General features: G+C 66.7%; 16 protein-coding genes. All 16 read right to left on the bottom strand.

Annotation, left to right across the window (positions count from 1 at the left end; all coding sequences use genetic code 11):
• Positions 1–54: 54 nt before the first annotated feature.
• Positions 55–816 carry a ChbG/HpnK family deacetylase gene (locus HU748_RS20895; RefSeq protein WP_186721771.1) on the bottom strand — a complete coding sequence of 254 codons (762 nt, stop codon included), beginning with the start codon at positions 814–816 and terminating at the stop codon, positions 55–57.
• On the bottom strand, positions 788–1,948 hold the full coding sequence (locus HU748_RS20890; protein WP_346655480.1) for a GNAT family N-acetyltransferase: 1,161 nt from the start codon (positions 1,946–1,948) through the stop codon (positions 788–790). Before HU748_RS20890 ends, HU748_RS20895 begins: the two co-directional genes overlap by 29 nt.
• A 4-nt stretch (positions 1,949–1,952) precedes the next feature.
• Complete coding sequence (locus HU748_RS20885) at positions 1,953–2,642, bottom strand: N-acetyltransferase (RefSeq protein ID WP_186709594.1); 690 nt, start codon at positions 2,640–2,642, stop codon at positions 1,953–1,955.
• A gap of 34 nt (positions 2,643–2,676) precedes the next feature.
• Positions 2,677–4,587: a hypothetical protein gene (locus tag HU748_RS20880; RefSeq protein ID WP_186721768.1), complete on the bottom strand. Its 1,911-nt coding sequence runs from the start codon at positions 4,585–4,587 to the stop codon at positions 2,677–2,679.
• A complete protein-coding gene (locus tag HU748_RS20875; protein ID WP_186721766.1) occupies positions 4,584–5,888 on the bottom strand; it encodes an oligosaccharide flippase family protein in 1,305 nt (434 codons plus the stop codon). Before HU748_RS20875 ends, HU748_RS20880 begins: the two co-directional genes overlap by 4 nt.
• Complete coding sequence (locus HU748_RS20870; RefSeq protein WP_186721763.1) at positions 5,885–6,895, bottom strand: polysaccharide deacetylase family protein; 1,011 nt, start codon at positions 6,893–6,895, stop codon at positions 5,885–5,887. The genes HU748_RS20875 and HU748_RS20870 overlap by 4 nt, the downstream gene beginning before the upstream one ends.
• A 9-nt stretch (positions 6,896–6,904) precedes the next feature.
• Positions 6,905–8,041, bottom strand: a complete 1,137-nt coding sequence (locus tag HU748_RS20865) for a glycosyltransferase (protein ID WP_186721761.1) — start codon at positions 8,039–8,041, stop codon at positions 6,905–6,907.
• Entirely contained in the window at positions 8,034–8,999 is a 966-nt protein-coding gene (locus HU748_RS20860; protein ID WP_186721759.1) for a glycosyltransferase, read from the bottom strand. The genes HU748_RS20865 and HU748_RS20860 overlap by 8 nt, the downstream gene beginning before the upstream one ends.
• A complete protein-coding gene (locus HU748_RS20855) occupies positions 8,996–10,366 on the bottom strand; it encodes an O-antigen ligase family protein (protein WP_186709611.1) in 1,371 nt (456 codons plus the stop codon). Before HU748_RS20855 ends, HU748_RS20860 begins: the two co-directional genes overlap by 4 nt.
• A complete protein-coding gene (locus HU748_RS26515; protein WP_238343428.1) occupies positions 10,363–11,526 on the bottom strand; it encodes a glycosyltransferase family 4 protein in 1,164 nt (387 codons plus the stop codon). The genes HU748_RS20855 and HU748_RS26515 overlap by 4 nt, the downstream gene beginning before the upstream one ends.
• 74 nt (positions 11,527–11,600) lie before the next feature.
• The gene (locus HU748_RS20840; RefSeq protein WP_186665325.1) at positions 11,601–13,175 is read right to left on the bottom strand and encodes a Wzz/FepE/Etk N-terminal domain-containing protein; all 1,575 of its coding nucleotides are present in this window, start codon (positions 13,173–13,175) and stop codon (positions 11,601–11,603) included.
• A gap of 14 nt (positions 13,176–13,189) precedes the next feature.
• Positions 13,190–14,209 carry a polysaccharide biosynthesis/export family protein gene (locus HU748_RS20835; RefSeq protein ID WP_186709649.1) on the bottom strand — a complete coding sequence of 340 codons (1,020 nt, stop codon included), beginning with the start codon at positions 14,207–14,209 and terminating at the stop codon, positions 13,190–13,192.
• 22 nt (positions 14,210–14,231) lie between these two features.
• Entirely contained in the window at positions 14,232–14,879 is a 648-nt protein-coding gene (locus tag HU748_RS20830) for a CpsD/CapB family tyrosine-protein kinase (RefSeq protein ID WP_186721757.1), read from the bottom strand.
• 1 nt (position 14,880) lies between these two features.
• The gene (locus tag HU748_RS20825; RefSeq protein WP_186709615.1) at positions 14,881–15,627 is read right to left on the bottom strand and encodes a sugar transferase; all 747 of its coding nucleotides are present in this window, start codon (positions 15,625–15,627) and stop codon (positions 14,881–14,883) included.
• Positions 15,624–16,685, bottom strand: coding sequence for an NAD-dependent epimerase (locus tag HU748_RS20820; protein WP_186721756.1), 1,062 nt, complete (start codon positions 16,683–16,685; stop codon positions 15,624–15,626). The genes HU748_RS20825 and HU748_RS20820 overlap by 4 nt, the downstream gene beginning before the upstream one ends.
• Positions 16,682–18,046, bottom strand: coding sequence for a UDP-glucose/GDP-mannose dehydrogenase family protein (locus HU748_RS20815; RefSeq protein ID WP_186721754.1), 1,365 nt, complete (start codon positions 18,044–18,046; stop codon positions 16,682–16,684). Before HU748_RS20815 ends, HU748_RS20820 begins: the two co-directional genes overlap by 4 nt.
• Between the last annotated feature and the right edge of the window lie 177 nt (positions 18,047–18,223).

Genomic DNA, 18,223 nt, shown 5'->3' with positions numbered 1-18,223 from the left:
ATTAGCCAATGATTTCGACGAGCAAGAGACGCTCGCCCCTCGAAAGGCTGGTACTTAAAGCGCGGTGGCGTAACCCACCCGCGGTACGTCCTCAAGACGCGCATCGATCAACGATTTCAACGATTCCCCACTCTCCAGGTAGGCATCGCCAAAATCATGCCCGCCCAGCGCGCTGGGATGCGCGACCACCTCCAGCACCCCCTCGCGCGGCGCCAGGCCCGCCTTCAGGTCCGCGGGGGTGCACACATAGTCGGCCGTGGCCCCGCTCAACTGGCGCAGGCGCCGGTTCAGCAGGGTCTTGAACAGCCGTTTCGCCGGGCCGATGTTGTGCCCCAGGTTGCGTGCCAGGCGCACCGGCACGCCCTGCTCACGGGCAAAACGCGCCACCACCTCACCCACTGGCCAGATGTTGTGCACGTGCTGGTGCGAGTCCAGGTGGCTGGGCATGACGCCATGGGCCACGCAGCGTTGCCATTGGGCTTCGAGTTCCTGGCGCACGGCCTCGCGCTCGCTGCGTGACAGGCGTAGGGTGCGCTGGCGCAGCCCGAGGTCAAACTCGCCCTGGGCGGTGCAGAAGCGCGGTTCGGCGAGGATCGCCTGGCTCAGGGGCCGACCGTAGGTCAGGTTGAAATGCAGGCCGATCCGGCCCTTCAGCACTGGCTGCTGGGCCAGTATGCACGCTGCCTGGAACGCCGGCATGTTGGCCATCAGTGTTGCCGAGCTGATCAGCCCGGCCTGGAACGCGTGCAGGATCACCGCGTTGATGGGGGCACTGAGGCCGAAGTCGTCAGCGTTGACTATGACCTGGGATGGCATCCGGGCGCTCCTGTGTGGGGTTCGGGGTGACGGTGGCTGCGCTGTCGGCCTTGCGCAGGCGTGGCTTGAGCCAGCGCCAGCAACGCAGGGCCAGGCCCAGGGCGATGCCGTCGGGGCGCCAGCTGTAGCTGCTCAAGCGCCATTGTTCGACTTGGCCGGTCTGGCGTTCATGCAACTGGTGGCTGGAGTTTTCAAGGCTTACCCGCGAGGCGTCGACCCAGCTCCAGCCCTCGTCGAGGCCCCAGTGAATCCACTCTTCGAGCAGCACCCGGCCACTGCCCAGCTCGCGTTGTTCGGGCACGAACGCCAGGTTGTAGTCGTAGATGCGTCCGCGCTCGAGCAGGCCCAGGCGGTAGCTGATGCATCGCCCGTCCAGCTCCAGCAGCACCAGGCACACCAGCCCTTCGCCAGCCAGCGCGGTGAAGGCCTGGTACATCCACTCGCGGCGCTGGCTGCCCGAGAAGATGCCGACGTCATCGTCGCCTTTCCAGCTCGCCGCTTCTACGGCGCTGATCGCATCGAGCAGGGCGGTGATGTTGTGGCGGTCGGCGACCACCCGGCGCACCTGCGCGCCGCAGGCGGCGATGCGCTTGCGTGCACGGCGCAGCTTGTAGCGTGGGTCGCCACTGACCTCCTGGCGATCGGCTTCACTGATCCGGTGCACCGGTACACGGCAGCTCAGGCGTCGCTCGAAGGTCGAGCTGGCCGCAGCCCATTGGCGCAGCCAGTCCTCATTGTCACCCTGCACGACTTCACTCAATTGCAGCAGCGCATGGGGAAGATGCTTGCGGATGGTCTTGAGCACCTGTGTTGCGTGGTGCGCCGGCAGGTCGAGCAACAACGCGATGCGATCGCTCAGCGGATGACCCAGGTGACGCACCACCGGGACATTCAGCGGGCCTGCCGCCTGGCGTTCGCGCACCAGGGGCAGGCACAGGCACAGGCGGCCATCGAGGTGACCGAGCAGAATCTTCAGTTGCTGGCCCGGTTGCAGAGCGGCCTCGGCGGCGCGCAGCCAGCCCAGGTGATTGAACGGGGTGCTGCCGGCCACGCGCTGGCGCAGCGCTTCATAGCCGGCGGCGGGAAAGCTGGGGGTGCGCAGCGAGGCGCACCAGCTCAGTTGCAGGGCCACGGGGTCAGGACGCCGCAGCCGTGGCGTTTTCGGACGCCGGTTTACGCAAGGGCTCCAGACGCGACTCGCTGTAGCGGCTTTCGCGGAAGAACTTCCAGCGCCCGAACAGGCAGTAGACATTCATGATGCGCCCTTGCTCCTGGTAGCCCATGCGCAGGTGCAGTTTGAGCGCCGGGATGTTGTGTTGTTCGCAGACGTCCACCACCTTGGTGCAACCCTGCGCGGCCATGGCCTTCCACAACGCCACTTGCAAGTCCACCGACAGCTCGCTGCCCCAGTACTTGCGGATCAACTCGCCGCCGAACTCGAAGAACTCGCCCGGACCGACCGGGAACCAGCACCCGTAGTAATGGCGGTCGTGGTAATGGCGCGCACTGCCCCAGATGAAGGCCACGGTGTCGCCGTCGTCATCGAGGAACATCAACCCTGTGTGGCCCTCGGCCGCCAGCTCGCGCATGGTCTCGACGCGGTCGCCGAAGTGCTTGGCGAAGGCCTTGACGTTGTTCACGGTGATGTTCTCGATGCGCAGTGGCGCATAGGGTTTGAGACGGTGCGGGGGCACCGGGGTTTCCAGGTCGCGTTCCATCCACACCAGTTCCCAATGATAGAAGACGTAGTGTCGCCAGGCGCTGCTCAAGGTATTGCGTAGTCCCTTGCGCTTGATGCGATCCTGGATCTTGCTCAATGCACGCATGGTGCCTCCTGTTCGTGGCAGGTCGAGGTGCGTCTCATGACGCACTCCAGGTCAGGGCAAACAAGGTCTGCCCTGGCAATTGAAAACGAATCTGCCCCTGCTGGCAGCTGAAGCGGGCAGGGCGCGGCTGGTTATCGGGGCCGAACAGTTCGAGCTGGCCGGCCGGGCAGTCGCCCAGCGCCAGGTCGACCTGCTGCACCCGCTCGGCCTTGTTGACCCCCAGCAGGCTGCGCTGACGGCCGTCGGCCATGGCCAGCACGTCGACCTCGAAGGCGTCGTTGTCCAGGGCCAGCACCTGGCGCAGCCAGTGGCGCTGGATGAACTGCTGGGCAAGGCCCACCGGCTTGAGCTCGAAACGGTCATCGCCCAGCACGCGGATCATGCCCTTAGGCCATTCGGGCTCGTCGGCGACATGGAACCAGTTGAGCATGTCCAACAGGCCGTCGGCGGAGGCGTTGATCACCACCGAGGCCCACCACAGGCCCGCGTAGTGGGTGTTCTGGTCATAGGGGCTGAGGCTGGAGCCGCTGGACAGGTTGGTCTGGTCGAGCAGCAGCGCCTTGCGCGGCCGGCCTTGGCTGTCGAGGCCGACCAAGGCCGCGGCCTGGCGCACGCTGTCGCGGTAGCTGCGGGTGGCGAGCAGGTCGCGGACCATCCATTCGTGCCAGGCCAGGGCATCGATCTGCGCACCGTGCTCCTGCAGCAGGCGCCGGGCCCAGTCGATACCGCGCAGGTCCTTGCTGCCCTGGGTGAAGGGGCCGCCGAGCAGGCGTGACGAGGCGGGCATGGCGATCCGCACGCCCGCCTCCCGGGCGCCCGGCCAGGCGCTTACGCGCTGGGCCATGCCGGCGAAGAAGTCGCGGTAGCTTTCATAGTTGCGGTAATTGAGATTGGGCTCGTCGGCAAAGGCCAGGTAGTGCAGGCCCTTGCCGCCCAGGCGCGCGGTGCCGGCCAGCCAGGCATCGAGGCCGTCGTGGCTGGTGCGGTCGGCGGCTAGATCGGCGCGCCGACCCGTGCCGGCGAGCAGGGTGATGTCCTGGGTGATGCCGAAGCGCTGCTGGTACAGGCGGCGCCAGGCGTCTTCATAGCCGGGCTGGCGGGCGAGCACGTCCATGAAGCTGTAGTAGCCGGCCGCCTGCGGACGCAGGGCATCCAGGGCGGCGAAGCTCGACGGTGGCGGCAGCACGTAGGGCAGATTGACCCCCAGCAGCGGCGTGTGGCCCAGCACCTTGGCCTGGAGCCTGAGTCGCACCTGCCCGGCAGGGTTGGCGACATCGCCCAGTTGATCGGCGCGCTGGGCGAACAGGTTGGCGCTGCCATCGAGCCAGAATGCCGCCTTGCCGCGCCCTTGCAGGCGCAGGCGCCAGGTTTCGTCGCGGGGGCTGACCGGCAGCGCCTGCTGGTCGAAGCGCCAGTAGGCGGGGTAGGGCTTGAGCGCCACTTCGATCTGCCGACCGTCGCTCAGGCGCTGCGCCGAGAGCCCGCGTACGCCGCCGTGGAACTTGCCGGCCAGTGTCGCCTGCTCACCGGCCTTGACGCGGAAATACAGCTCGACCCGTGGCCCGACCTCGGCGCTGAAGTGCACCTTGGCGGGAGCGAACAGGGCGCGTGTGGTGTCGCTGTGCTCGATCTGGTAGCCACGGAAGCTGTAGCCAGGCACCTCCAGGCGATAGGGGCCGGCGTCGGCGGTCAGTGGCCAGCGTTGCTCGCCGCGCAACTCCTCGGCCTTGATCGCCCGCTCGCCGCGCAGTTGGCCGTGGCCGTCGAGCAGGTAGATGCGCTCGGCATTGGCGTCGGCCTGCCAGGCCGGATGCCAGCGCAGGCGCAGTTCATCGTTGCGCGCGGGTTGCAGGTACAGGCTGCCGTCGCGGAGATCGCCCCATTGCAGGCTCGCCGCCGGTGCCAGCGGCACCCACAGGGCACAGAGCAGCAGGCAGCGCTTCATGCTGGCCTGCGCTGCAACATCTGGCGCAGCGGCGCGAAGTCGCTGGGCAGGATGATCAGGGTGTGCAGTACCGGCACCCCACTCAGGCGGCAGTACAGCACCAACATGGCGAGGGTCACCGCGAGATAAGCGATGGACGAGGCCGCTGCGGCACCGACGATGCCCCAGGTCGGAATCAGCAGCACGTTGAGCACCAGGTTCAGCGCGGCGCCGGCACCCATCATCAGCGAGACCGTGCCGGGGCGGTTCTTGCCCAGCAGGTCCAGGCGCAGGATGCTGGCGTAGCACAGCCCCAGCACCCCTGGCAGCAAGGCCAGCAGCGCCGGGTAGGCCGGTTGGTAGGCCATGCCGAACAGGGTGACGATCAGCCAGTCGCCGATCACCGCCATGCACAGACAGGCGCCGAGCATCACCGTGGCGGTCAGGCGCAATGCCAGAGGGGTGAGTTTCTCCATGCCGGCGTCCTGTTGCAGCAGGCGCTTCATCAGCGGAGTGGTCACCGCTTCCGGCACGATCAGCAGCAGCTCGGCGGCCGCACTGGCCATGGCGTAGTGCCCCAGCGCAGTGCTGCCGAGCATCGCGCCGATGAACAGGTAGTCCGAGCGCAGGATGACTTGCTGGAACAACAGGTCGGGGTGGCTCTTGGCACTGTAGCTGAGCAGCTCGCGCTGACCGCCGCGATCCCAGCGCAGGGCCAGCGGATGCTGGCGGCGCAGCCACCACAGGCCCAGCAGCAGCACCAGGGCGATACCCAGCAGCCAACTGATCAATGCCGCCTCCAGCGCCTCCTCACGCCACATCCAGAACAACGCGAGAAACAGCAGCAGCGGTGCCGCCGATTCGACCAGGCGCAGCGCGTTGAACGCGCCGACGCCACCGCTGGCGTTGTGCAGTGTCAGCAGGCCGCTCTTGAGCACGGTCATCGGCACCGCCAGCAGCAACAGCCAGGCCAGCAGGCCCAGTTGCAGGGTGATGTCCAGGTCGGCACCGAACGCGCGCACCAGCACCACGCAGACCAGCGTCAACAACCCCGCCAGCAGGCAGCCGTAGACCAGCACCTGGGTCAGCAGCAGGCCCATGTCGCGCTGCTTGGCCGCCTGGTAGCCAACGGCGCTGTTCAACCCGCCGCTGGTGGCGGCGCTGATCAGGTCGGGCAGGGTGCTGAGCAGGGCGAACAACCCTCGCTCGCTGGGGCCGAGGATGCGCGCCAGCAGTACGTTGCGCAGCAGGCGCAGGGCGATCATCGCAAGCTTGGTGCCCATGCTCAGCGCCAGATGGCGCAGGTAATGGTTGCGGCTCATGAGCGGCCCCCGCGGCTGATGCGCCAGGCCAGCAGCGACGGGCGGCTGGCATTGCGCTGGCTGACGCCGATGCGTGGCAGGGCCAGCGGATCGTCATGCCCCTGGCAGATGCCGGCGCGCGTGCTCAGGGCGAAGGGGTAGCGGTGCGCCGCCACGCGTGCGCGCACGCGGTCGTCATGGTCGCCATTGGGGTAGCAGTACACCGGCAGGGGTTGCTGGCAGCCGTGCGCCAGGGCGGCATGGCTGCGTTGCAGTTCCTCGTCCAGGCGCCGGTCGTCGAGGTAGGGCAACAAGGCGTGGCTGGCGCCGTGCGGGCCGAAGCGCACCAGGCCCGAGTCCTCCAGTTCACGCACTTGCTGCCAGTCCATGGCCTGGGGCAGCGATTCGGCAGGGCAGGCGTCGGTCAGTTGCTGCAGGGCTTGCGGGCTGAGGCTCTTGAGGCTCTGCAGGTAGTGCGCCAGGGCCTGGCTGCGCGCTTGCGAGCGGTCGTTCATGAAGTAGGCGGCCGGCAGCGGTCGGCCGAGCTTGCGCAGGTACTCGATGAGGCCGTGCCGTGCAGGCTCGCCGTGGCTGCCCCACAGGGTCTCGCCGACACTTTCCCACCAGAAGCGCTGGCGGCTGCCGATGTAGTCGGTGGACAGGAAGATGCTTGCCGGCACCTGGTGCTTGCGCAGCAGCGGGAAGGCGTTGCTGGCGTTGTCGCGCCAGCCATCGTCGAACGTCAGGGCGACCTTGGGGCGCTGGTTGCCGCGCGGTGCCTCATGATCCTTGAGCAGGTCCATGAGGCTGACGCAGTCGAAGTGGCGTGGCAGCCAGCGCAGCAGCCCTTCGAAGGCGCGTGGCCCGACACACAGCTCGTTGCGGTGCGCCAAGGCGGCGCTGGCATCATCGGCCAGTACCCGGTGCAGCATGAGGATCACCCCGGCGCCGCGCAATTCGGCGCGGCCCTTGGGCGACTTGAAATACAGCCAGCCACTGGCCTGTTTGATCTTCGTCTTGATCGGCATGTCCGTCGCTCATCGATTCTGGTCGGGGTTCCATTGGCTGTAGCTGTGCCCGCGCAGGAATTGCCACAGGCCGACACTCATGCCCGCCAGCGTCACCAGCACGAAGGCGGCCAGGCGGAACGGCCTGGGCAGGCGGTGGCCGGCATCGAGCAGGCCGGCAATCGCCGCCGCATAGCCGAGCAGTTGCGCGGCCAGGGTCAGGTAGTAGAAGTGCGACTCACCGACCAGCCAGAGATTGGCCAGCAGCAGCGGCAGCAACAGCACCGGTGCCAGGCGGCGGATCAGCTTGTGGCTGATCAGGGCGATGGCGTACAGGCCGTGGCGTACCGGGTTGAGCAGTTCGCTGCGCGCGGCCAGGCTCTGCAGGCCGCCGACGGTGACGCGTTGGCGACGGCGGAACTGCTTGTCGGCCTCGTCCACCCCCTGGTCGAGCACGATCGCCTCTGGCACGTAGACGATGCGCTGGCCGGCGGCCGGGGCGCAGGTGCTGATGTAGAAGTCGTCGTTGACCTGTTTGGGAATCGCCTGGTACAGCGGGCGACGCAGGGCGAGCAGGGCACCGTCGGCCGAGACCATGCAGCCGGTGCGGTTTTCCACCTTGCGCACCCAGGCTTCATAGTGGCGGTACAGGCTGTCGCCCAGGCTCAGGCCCTTGCCTGGATCGGGGATGATCATGTGTCCGGCAGTTCCCCCCACATCGCTGTCGGCGAACGGCGCCAGCAGCAGGCCAAGGGTGTTGCCAGACCACTGGTTGTCGGCGTCGGTGAACACCAGGATATCGCCGCGGCAGACGCTCACCGCGGTGTTCAGCGCGCCGGTCTTGCCCAGGCGTGGCAGGTCGAGCACCTGTACCCGCGGATCGTCCACGGCGCGGGCCAGCGCCACGGTGCGGTCGCTGGAGCCGTCGCTGGCCACCACCACCTGCAGTTCGGCGGCCTGGTAGTCCTGGGCGAGCACGCTGGCGAGCTTGGCCTCGATGTGCCGCTCCTCGTTGTGCGCGGCGATCACCACGCTGACCCGCTGCGGCGCCAGCGGGCCGGGTCTGCGCACAGGGAAGAACGGCGCAGCCAGGGTCAGCAGCAGCGGATAGCCGACCCAGGCGTACAGCGGCAACAGCAGGCACAACCAGAAGATGATCTCAGCCACGAGCGGGCCTCCTTGCGGTGCGGTTGAACAGGCTGAGGATGAACGCAGCGCCAGCCAGGTGCAGGCGCAGCCAGTGCAGGCCCCAGAGCTGCAGGGTCAGCAGCAGGTCGCGGTGCCTGAGGCTCTGGCGCAGGCTCAGCGCCAGGGCAGGCAGGGCGCTGATCAGCAGCAGCGCCAGGGCCACATGGGGGAAACCTTCGAGCAGCGTCGACAGCGCCATGGCGTCGACTACCCAGGCTCCGACCGACAGCAGCGGGAAACGCAGCAGGCGCAGGCTCACGCCATGGCTGCGCAACAGTTGCAAGTGGCTGCCCTGACGCCACATCTCCTTGCCCAGCCATTCGCCCCAGCTGCCCTCGAAGCCCCAGTGCAGCACCACGGGCTGGCGCAGCACGCGCAAACGCGCGCCGGCTTCGTGCAGGCGCAGGGTGAAGTCCTTGTCTTCGCCGGTGCGCAGGCGCTCGTCGAAGCCGCCAACCTGGTCGAACCAGGTGCGGCGCATCAGCAGGTTGGGCGTGGGCAGCCAGGTGCAGTCCTGCACCGTCTGCCCGGCGCGCAGCGTGCGGCGTTGCCAGGCGTGGGCGAACCAGGGCGCCTGGCGTGGGGTGTCGCAGTCAAGGGCGAAGACATCTCCTTCGCCTCGGCGCTGCAGGCCCAGCAGCAGGTCGAGCCAGTTGTCGGGCACCTCGATATCGGCATCCAGGAACGCCAGCCACTCACCGTGGCTGACCTGTGCGCCCTGGTTGCGCAGCGCACCGATGGCCACACCGGGCAGGCTCAGCACCTGGGCGCCGTGCTGGCGGGCGATGGCCGGGCCATCGTCGCTGGAGCCGTTGTCGACCACGATCAGCTCACAGCCCAGCCCCGCGCAGTGGGCGGCCTTGCGCGCGGCTTCGAGGGTGCGGCCGATATGGCGGGCTTCGTTGAACATGGGGATGACGATGCTCACCTGGTTCATGGCGTCGCCCCCGCGGTGCGCGGCTCGCTGGCCTGGCGCAGCAGCACGCTGGACAGCGCCAGCATCATCCACAGGTACTTGTGGCTGGGGGCGCTGAGGAACATCAGGAACAGCCCGATGGCCAGCATGCTCATGGTCAGGTGGGTCATCAGGTCGGCGTTGTCGTGCTCGCCGTTGGCCCGCCAGGCCGCGCGGGCCCGCCAGAAGTTGCGCAGGGCCAGGGCGATCATGCCGACGAAGGCCAGCCCCGCCGGTACGCCGGTTTCGCTGAACAGCTCCAGGTAGGTGTTGTGGGCGCGGCGATAGAGGTCGGTGGTCTTGCTGTTGACCGGCGCGAAGGCCTTGGAGAAACCGGTGTCGGCGTAGTGCAGCGGGAAGGTGCCGGGGCCGGTGCCGAGCATCGGGCTGTGGCTGATCATCTCCTTGCCCACCACCAGGTACGAGGCGCGCCGACCCAGGGATTCGTCCTGGTGCGCATTGACCCCGGACTTGAGCAGCATCAGCGACTGGATGCGCTCGGCATAGCCGGCCGGCATCAGCGCCGCGCCCAGCGGCAGGACGATGGCCAGGCCGAGCATGGCGAAGCCCAGGTGGCGCGGGCGGATGCGTGCCAGTTGCTCGCGGTAGTTGTACAGCACGATGCCCAGGCTGATCAGCAGCACCACCAGGCCTGAGCGCGACTCGGTCTTGGTCATGCCCACCAGCAGCAACAGGCAGCAGCCGGCCCAGAACAGCTTGAGCGGAATCTGCCGGGTCTTTATCGCCAGCCACAGCCCCAGCGGCATGGCGATGGTGATCAGGAGGGCGAAGGCATTAGGGTCGAGCATGGCCGAAGCGCGACCCTGCTCCTGGTATTTGCTGGAGAAGATGGCGAACAGGCAGGTCACGCAGACGCTGACGGTGATCAGCCGGGCCAGCATCGGCAGGTTGAGGTCGCGCCCCACCAGCAGGGTGATGACGAACACCACCAGGCCGACCAGCAGCTCGCGCAGGTGGCCGACGGACAGCTCGACGCTGTCGCTGGTCCACAGGCTCAGCAGGTACAGGGCCATGAACGGGATCAGCAATCGCCATTGATTGCTGCGCAGGCGCTCGGCAGGCAGCTGGCGCACGGCCAGTTGCAGGGTGAGGATCAGCACCAGGCCCAGACCGATCAGCTTGGCGCCAGAGACCATGCTGTCCTTGAGCAGCCCTTCGAGCGGCACCAGCGCGGCGATCGCCAGCAGGCCCCAGGCTGGCTTGCGGTACAGCACCAGGGCACCGGCCAGGCCGACCACGGCGCCAGGGGCCAGGTAAGGGTAGGGGCTGGCCAGCAAGCCCAGCGACAGCAGGGCCACCAGGCCCACCAGCGACAGGGGGATGATCATGCGACAACCTCCGTGGCCGTGCCCCGGTACACCAGGGCCCAGCGTTGTGCCAGGGTCGGCAGGTGGTAGTGTTCGCGCTGGGTCTGGCGGGCGCGGGCAACCAGTTCTTCGGCCTGTTGCGGATCGTCCAGCAGCGCCTGCAGGTGGGCAGCGAGTTCATCGACTGCCAGCGGTGCGGCAAGCAGCCCGCTGCGCCCGTGTTCGATCACGTCGGGAATGCCGCCGACGCCGAAGGCCACCACCGGTACGCCGTCCTGCATGGCTTCGAGCAGAATCATTGGCGTGCCTTCGGTGCGCGAGCTGATCACCAGGGCATCCAGTCGGGTCATCCAGGCTGGCATGTCGCGTTGGAAACCCGGCAGCGTGATGCGCTCGGCCAGGCCGGCCGCCTCGATACGCGCCTGCAGCGTGGCGCGTTCGGGGCCGTCGCCGAGCATCACCGCGTGCAACCGTGGATGGCGCTGGCACAGCGGGATCAGGGTGTCGAGGAACAGGTCCGGGCCTTTTTCGCTGGACAGCCGCCCGACATAGCCTGCCAGCCAAGGGGCTTGGCGCAGTTCCTGGCTGTGCACCGCGGCGCCGCCATCGCGGGACGAGCCCGCTCCCACAGGAGGTACTGCGGCCTCCAGCGAACCCTGTGGGAGCGGCCTTGTGCCGGGATCACCGGCGCAGCCGGTGCCCTGCACTGCGGTGCTGCCATCGCGGGACGAGCCCGCTCCCACAGGCACGGGCTCCGGCAGGCCGTTGGGGATCACCTGCAATTTGCTGGCTGGAACTCCCGCCTCGCGATGGATGCGGGCAATGCTCTCGGCCACGCACACCACGGTCGCCACCGTGGGTGTGCGGCACAGTTGCAGGCTCAGCCAGGTGTAGAAGCGCTGCTTGGTGCTGCGCGGCGTGAAGCCGTGCTGGGTGCTCACCAGTGGCAGGTGCCAGAGGGTCGCGGCCAACCAGCCGAAGACCATGCCCTTGAAGTTGTGGGTGTTGATCAACGGCCGCTCGCCACGCTGGGCCGCCACTTGCCTGAGCAGTGCGCCCAGGCCATGGCAGCTCTGGCAGTCGATGCCGGCTTCGCGAAAGCGCGTCACCAGGTCCTGCGGCGCGTCGAGGAACAGCACCCGGTGCCTGCCAGGGGTTGCCTGGCAGTGGTCCAGGAGCATGCGCTCGGCGCCGTAGAATCCGCCGCTGCTGAGCAGGTGCAGGATCAACCGGCCGGTTGCGGGAGCTGCAGCGTTCAATTGCGCACCCAGTGCATCAGGCGAGGCAACGACCACGACTTGTGCGGGTTGGGCAAAGCCGGGGTCTGGTCGTTGATCACCAGCAGCACCGGCAAGCCCAGCTCCTGGCCGATCTGTGCAGGGTGCTTGAAGCGGTGGTCGAAGAACTCCTTGACGTAGACCAGTGCGATCGCCAGCAGCAGGCCGGTGACCAGGCCGAACGGGATGATCAGGCCAGGTTTGGGGAACGACGCGGTGGCCGGCTCGTAGGGCGCGCTGAGGATCCGCGCGTTGGACTGACTGCCATCGAGCAGGCCCTGGCCGCGGCTTTCTTCATAGCGCTGGGCATAGGTGGAGAAGGCCTTGTGCAGGGCATCGATCTCGGTGTCGAGCTGGCGGGTCTTGCTCTGGGTCTCGCGCAGCTCGGTGATGCGGTTCTTGTACTCATCGATGCGTTGGGTCTTCTGATCGATCACCTGCTGGGTCACGGCCAGGTCCTGCTGGCGTTCGCGGATACGGTTCTCGACGATCTTGAGGAACTGACCGCGCAGCTGGGCGATCTGCTGACGCGCCATGACCATCTGCTCGGCACCGGGCTGGAACACCGTGGCATCGCCGTTGTAGCGTGCCAGCTGGGTGGTCAGTTGCTCGCCCAGTTGCTTGATCTCGCGGTCTTCGAAGGCGACGTTGTCGACCGTGGTGGTGAAGGTGTAGGGGAAGGCGTAGTCGGCCATCTTCGCCTTGCTCGCCGCCGCCAGGCTGCTCTGCAGGTAGTCGAGCCACTGCTGGTTCTCCAGCTTGCGGTCGCGCTGCAGGTTGAGTGCCTGTTCCTCGGTGTTGATCGCATTGAGGCGAAAGGTGATCTCTTCTTTCGGATCGGACGAGCCGATCGCCGTCAGCAGGGCCAGGCGTTGGCCCTCGAGGTCTCCAAGACGCGCCTGGTAGTGCAGTTTCTTCTGCTCGTAGAAGGTCTCGGGCAGCTCGTTGGACTGCAGGTCCTGGCGGTTTTTCAGGAAGTTGTCCAGCAGGCGGGCGACGAACAGGGTGCCGAGGCGCGCGTCATCGGCGCTGTAGGTGACCGAGATGACGTTGGAGCCGGGCAGGGTCTCGATCTTGAGATCCTTGACGGCCTGGTCGGTGAGCTCGTCGAGCTGGGTGTCGCGCTCGTCGGCCACCGACTTGCCCAGCAGGCGATGCAGTGGATCGACGATGCCATGGCGCAGCGGGTCGATCACGGTGCGCCGCAGCAGGCCGGGTTCGGCCTGGTACTGGCCTTCCTGACGCAACTGGCTGATGGTCTGGCGGATCAGCGTGGGCGAGCGCAGGATGTTGCTCTCGGTCTCCATGTCGGCCAGCGATGGCGGGATGAACTGGTCCGCCTGCTGGGCCAGCGAGGAGCTGGTGTCACTCTGCGACAGCTTCTTGGACTGCACGATGACTTCGGCGGTGATGTCGAAGCTCTGCTTGAGCACCAGCGGCAGGATCACCGCGATCACCGCGAAGATCAGGAACACCCTTTTCACCAACTGGCGGTTGGCGAAGAAGATGCGGAAGAACTCATGCACATAGTTTTCTTTCGGTTGCGTGGTCATGGTCCGTCCCCCGGTCAGTTGTTGCTTTCTTTGTTGTCGACGCGGTAGCTGAAGCTGAAGCCAAAGCCCTGGAACAGCACCACGTCAGCCAGTTGCCGGGACAGCTCGGCAGCGCTGGCCAGCTTGGTCTTGGGCACGTACAGCATGTCTTCGGGCTGCAGGTAGGCGAGCTTCTGGCTACCGCCGGAGAGGGCCTGGTCGACGTCGTAGTTGACCGCATGCACGGTGTTGCCTTCGCGGCGCATGATCACTACCGAACCGAGCTTGGCCTTCAGGGTCGGGCCGCGGGCCAGGGTCAGGGCCTCGAGCACCGACACCGGACGCCGGATCTGGAATGCGCCTGGCTGGCCGACTTCGCCGAGCACGTAGATCTCGTTGGCGGCAGTGGACTTGAGCAGCACATCCACGCTCATGCGTCCGGGCAGGCTGGCGTAGCGCTCGTTGAGGTAGTCACGCAACTGGTTGACGGTCATGCCCTGCAGTGGCACCGAGCCGATTTCCGGGAAGGTCGCGCGGCCGTCGTTGCCCACGGTGATGTCGCGGCTCATGCCGGTGCCGGGGTGGCTCAGGGCGTTCTTCAGGTTGACCTCGTCGGTCATGGGGCTCAGCACGCGCACCGTCACCTGGTCGCGGTTGGGCTTGAACACGCGCTTGTCGTTGTAGGCCTGGCGAATGGCGCTCTCCGCTTCGCTCGGGGTCAGGCCCTCGACGCGCACCGACGCGTTGGTGGATGGCAGGGTGATGCTGCCATCGGGCTGCACCAGTTGCTGGCCGTTCAGGCCGCTGGCGGCCATGAAGTTGAGGTCCAGGGTGTCACCGGACTGGATGCGGTACACCCCGGCAGAGCGGTTGCTGACGTGGAAGATCACTTCCAGCACGTCCTGTGGCCGCAGCACCTGCTCGCGGCGGGCGACTTCGGTGGCCTGGCTCTCGGCCGGCGGCGCGGTGAGGATCTGCACCGGCATTTCGCGGCTTTCCTGGCTGGCGCAACCGGCCAGGGCGAGCACGCACAGGGCAATCGAGGGGTATCTCATGGCGATCATGGCGTGCGTCCTCTCACAGGTTGTCGTACAGCCACTTGGGCATGTAGTACTTGCGCTTGTTGAACACGCTGCCGATCAGCCGCGCGCCGGCTTGCTCGAGGCGCTGGACTGCGGCCTGGGCCACCTCTTTGCGGGTTTCCTCGGCGCGCACCACCAGGATCACGCCATCGACCAGGGTGCCGATCACCAGGCTGTCGGCGCTGGCGTAGATGGCCTCGCCGTCGATCACCACGAAGCGGTAGTGGGCGGCGAACTGGCGCAGCAGGATGCGCAGGCGCTCGGGGTCGAGGCGGTCGCGGCCGCGCTTCCAGGTGCCCATCGGCAGCACGTCGAATGGCTGGTCGGACAGGTGCACCACGCAGTCCTGCGCCAGCGGTGGGGTGTCCTCGTCGAACAACAGGTCGGTGTAGCCGCGCAGCTTGTGCAGCCCCAGTTGCTGGCTCAGGCCGTTGCTGCTGGAACTGCCGTCGATCAGCAGCACCGCACCTGCGCTCATCAGCGCCAGCTGGCTGGCGAAGGCCAGGGTGCTGGTGCTGGTGCCGGTTCCGGTGTTGGCCGCGGTCAGCAGCAGGGTGCGCTGGTCGAGGTCGAGGACAGTGGCGGTCAGGTTGGTCTCGCTCGGGTTGGCGATACTCAGGCTTCTAGAAGTGGAACCGTCCATCTCAACTTGCTCCGTGGCCAGTGAAAACCTTGAACGGGGTCTTGAGCAGGATTTTCAGATCCAGCAGCAGGCTCTGTTCGTTGATGTAGCTGAGGTCAAGCTCTACGCGTTGGTCAAAATCGATGTTGCTGCGTCCGGAGATCTGCCAGAGGCCGGTCATGCCGGGGTAGATCGACAACCGTGCCAGGTGGTTGTCCTTGTAGCGGTAGGCGTTGAACGAGGTAGGGCGCGGGCCGACCAGGCGCATGTCGCCGGTGACGACGTTGATCAGGTTGGGCAGCTCGTCCAGGCTGCTGCGCCGCAGCCAACTGCCCACCGAGGTGATGCGCGGGTCTTTGTCGATCTTGAAATCGATGGAGTCGGCGCCGTGCTTGTTCAGGTGGCGTACCGAGTCCTTCAGCGCCTCGGCGTTGGCGACCATGGTGCGGAACTTGAACATGCCGAACAGGCGGCCGCGGTAGCCGGTGCGTTTCTGCACGAAGAACACCGGGCCCGGGCTGGACTGCTTGATCATCACTGCCAGCACCAGGAACACCGGGGACAGCAGCAACAGCAGGGTCAGCGCCGCCAGACATGACAGCGCGCGGTTGGTGCGCGACAAGGTCCAGGGGCGCCCACCGACCCGGCCGGTCATCCAGCCGCGGCCTTGCATGTGGATGGCGGCATCGATGCGCTGGCGGTGCGCCGGGTCCATGCGTTTGTCCTGGTACAGCGCCTGTAGCTGGGCGCTTTTCGGTTGTCCTGTCATATCACCCTCCGTTGTTTCGACTGCTCGCCTGCAGGTTCGCCGTCTGTGGCGGGCGAGTAGTAGTGCTTGAACCAGGCGACGAATCGCCCGAGCCCTTCATCCAGGGAAATCGTTGGGGTAAAGCCGGTGACCCGGGCCAGGGCGCTGGCATCGGCACAGGTGGCCAGCACATCGCCCGGCTGCAGGGGCAGCAACTCGATCACCGCATCGCGCCCGAGGTGTTTTTCCAGCAGGGCCAGGTAGTCGAGCAGTTCCACCGGGCGTTGGCCGCCGATGTTGAACAGGCGCCAAGGCGCTGCGCTGCTGGCCGCATCGGGGCTGAAGGCGTCCCACTGCGCATCGGCGCGAGGCGGGTAGGGCAGCAGCCGCACCAGGCTTTCAACGATGTCGTCGATGTAGGTGAAGTCGCGCTGGTGCCGACCATGGTTGAACAACTGGATCGGCCGGCCTTCGCTGATGGCGCGGGCGAACTGCATCGGCGACATGTCCGGGCGGCCCCAGGGGCCATATACGGTAAAGAAGCGCAGGCCACTGCAGGGGATGCCGAACAGATGGCTGTAGCTGTGCGCCATGGCCTCATTGGCCTTCTTGGTGGCGGCATACAACGACAGCGGATGATCGACTGCATCCTGCACCCGGTACGGCGTGCGCTGGTTGGCGCCATACACCGAGCTGGACGAGGCATACAGCAGGTGCTGCACCGGGTGTCGCCGGCAGCCTTCGAGAATGTTCAGGAAACCCGCCAGGTTGCTGTCCAGGTAGGCCTGGGGATTCTGCAGCGAGTAGCGCACACCCGCTTGCGCTGCCAGGTGCACCACCACCTCGGGGCGCTCCTTGGCGAACAGCCGGGCCATGGCGTCGCGGTCGGCAAGGTCCAGGCGGTGCAGCGGAAAGTCACCGACGCTCTGGCGCACCCAGTGCACGCGGGCATGCTTGAGCGACGGATCGTAATAGTCGTTGAAGTTGTCCAGGCCCAGCACCTCATGGCCGTCGCACAGCAGGCGCAGGCAGGTGTGGGCACCGATGAAACCGGCGGCGCCGGTGACCAGCACTTTCATGGCGCGCCGACCTGCGGGGCATTCTGGTCGGGTGCGACCTGGCGCAGGCCGATGCCGCTGTAGTGCAGGCCGTGGGCGGCGACCTGCTCGGGGTTGTACAGGTTGCGGCCGTCGATGATCACCCGGGCGCGCAGCTTGCTGGCCAGCAGCGAGAAATCCACCACGCGGAAGTTCTTCCACTCGGTGCAGATCACCAGGGCGTCGGCGTCCTGCAGGGTGTCGTCGCGGGTGGCGCACAGTTGCAGGTCGTCGCGGTAGCCGTACAGGCGCCGGCATTCGTCCATCGCCTCGGGATCATAGGCCCGCACGGTGGCGCCTTCGTCCCACAGCGCTTCCATCAGGTAGCGGCTCGGTGCTTCGCGCATGTCGTCGGTGTTGGGCTTGAAGGCCAGGCCCCACAGGGCGATGGACTTACCGCGCAGCCCGCCCAGGCGCTGCTGGAGCTTGGCGAACAGGATGCGCCGCTGCCGGTCGTTGACTTCGTTGACGCTCTGCAGCAGGCGCAGGGGCATGCCGCTGTGTTCGGCGGTGTGCAGCAGGGCCTTGATGTCCTTGGGGAAGCATGAACCGCCAAAACCGCAGCCGGGGTAGATGAAGTGGTAGCCGATGCGTGGGTCCGACCCGATGCCGCGGCGCACCGCCTCGATGTCGGCACCCAGGTGCTCGCTGAGGTTGGCCAGTTCGTTCATGAAGCTGATACGCGTGGCGAGCATGGCGTTGGCGGCGTACTTGGTCAGCTCGGCGCTGCGGTTGTCCATGAACATCAGCTTTTCGTGGTTGCGGCAGAAGGGCGCGTAGAGTTCGGCAAGCTGGTCGTGGGCGACCTGGTCATGGGTGCCGACGATGATCCGGTCGGGGCGCATGCAGTCGGCCAGGGCGCTGCCTTCCTTGAGGAATTCGGGGTTGGACACCACGCGCACCTGCAACTTGCCCTTGCCCAGGCGCTGCAGTTCGGCGCGGGCAAGGGCCTCGACCTGGTCGGCAGTGCCGACCGGCACCGTGGATTTGACGATCAGGGTACGGTCGTTCTCCATCAGCTCGGCAATCTTCCGGGTGACGTCGAGCACATGGCTCAGGTCGGCCGAGCCGTCCTCGTCAGGTGGGGTGCCGACGGCGATGAAGATCAGTTCGGCATGGCTGACCGCATCGCTGGCCTGGGTACTGAACAGCAGGCGATCTTCCTTGATGTTGTCTTCCAGCAGGCCCGACAGGCCCGGCTCGCTGATCGGCGGGACGCCCTGGCGCAGTTGGTTGATCTTGTGGGCATCCACGTCCACGCACAGGACCCGGTGGCCAACGTCGGCAAGCGCTGCCGCTTGTACCAGTCCTACGTAGCCAGTGCCAAAAACGCTCACGTCCATGTCGGCGTGCCTCGTATGGATGAGTAAGAGGTATGAAACAGTGGTGTGATTTCTGTATAGCTCAGCTCGCGGGAAATGCGTCAAACCAATGGCATGTTTCGTCGCATTTACAGACGCCAAGCAAAACGGCCACTGGCCATCAACCCTTTGTCAATCCGGGGTTTAGCGTTGAAAGCT

The sequence above is a fragment of the Pseudomonas sp. RW3S2 genome (assembly GCF_014268955.1).
Lineage (GTDB): Bacteria > Pseudomonadota > Gammaproteobacteria > Pseudomonadales > Pseudomonadaceae > Aquipseudomonas > Aquipseudomonas wayambapalatensis.
The sequence above is the reverse complement of the archived record's forward strand: the minus strand, read 5'-3'. Positions and strand labels throughout refer to the sequence as shown.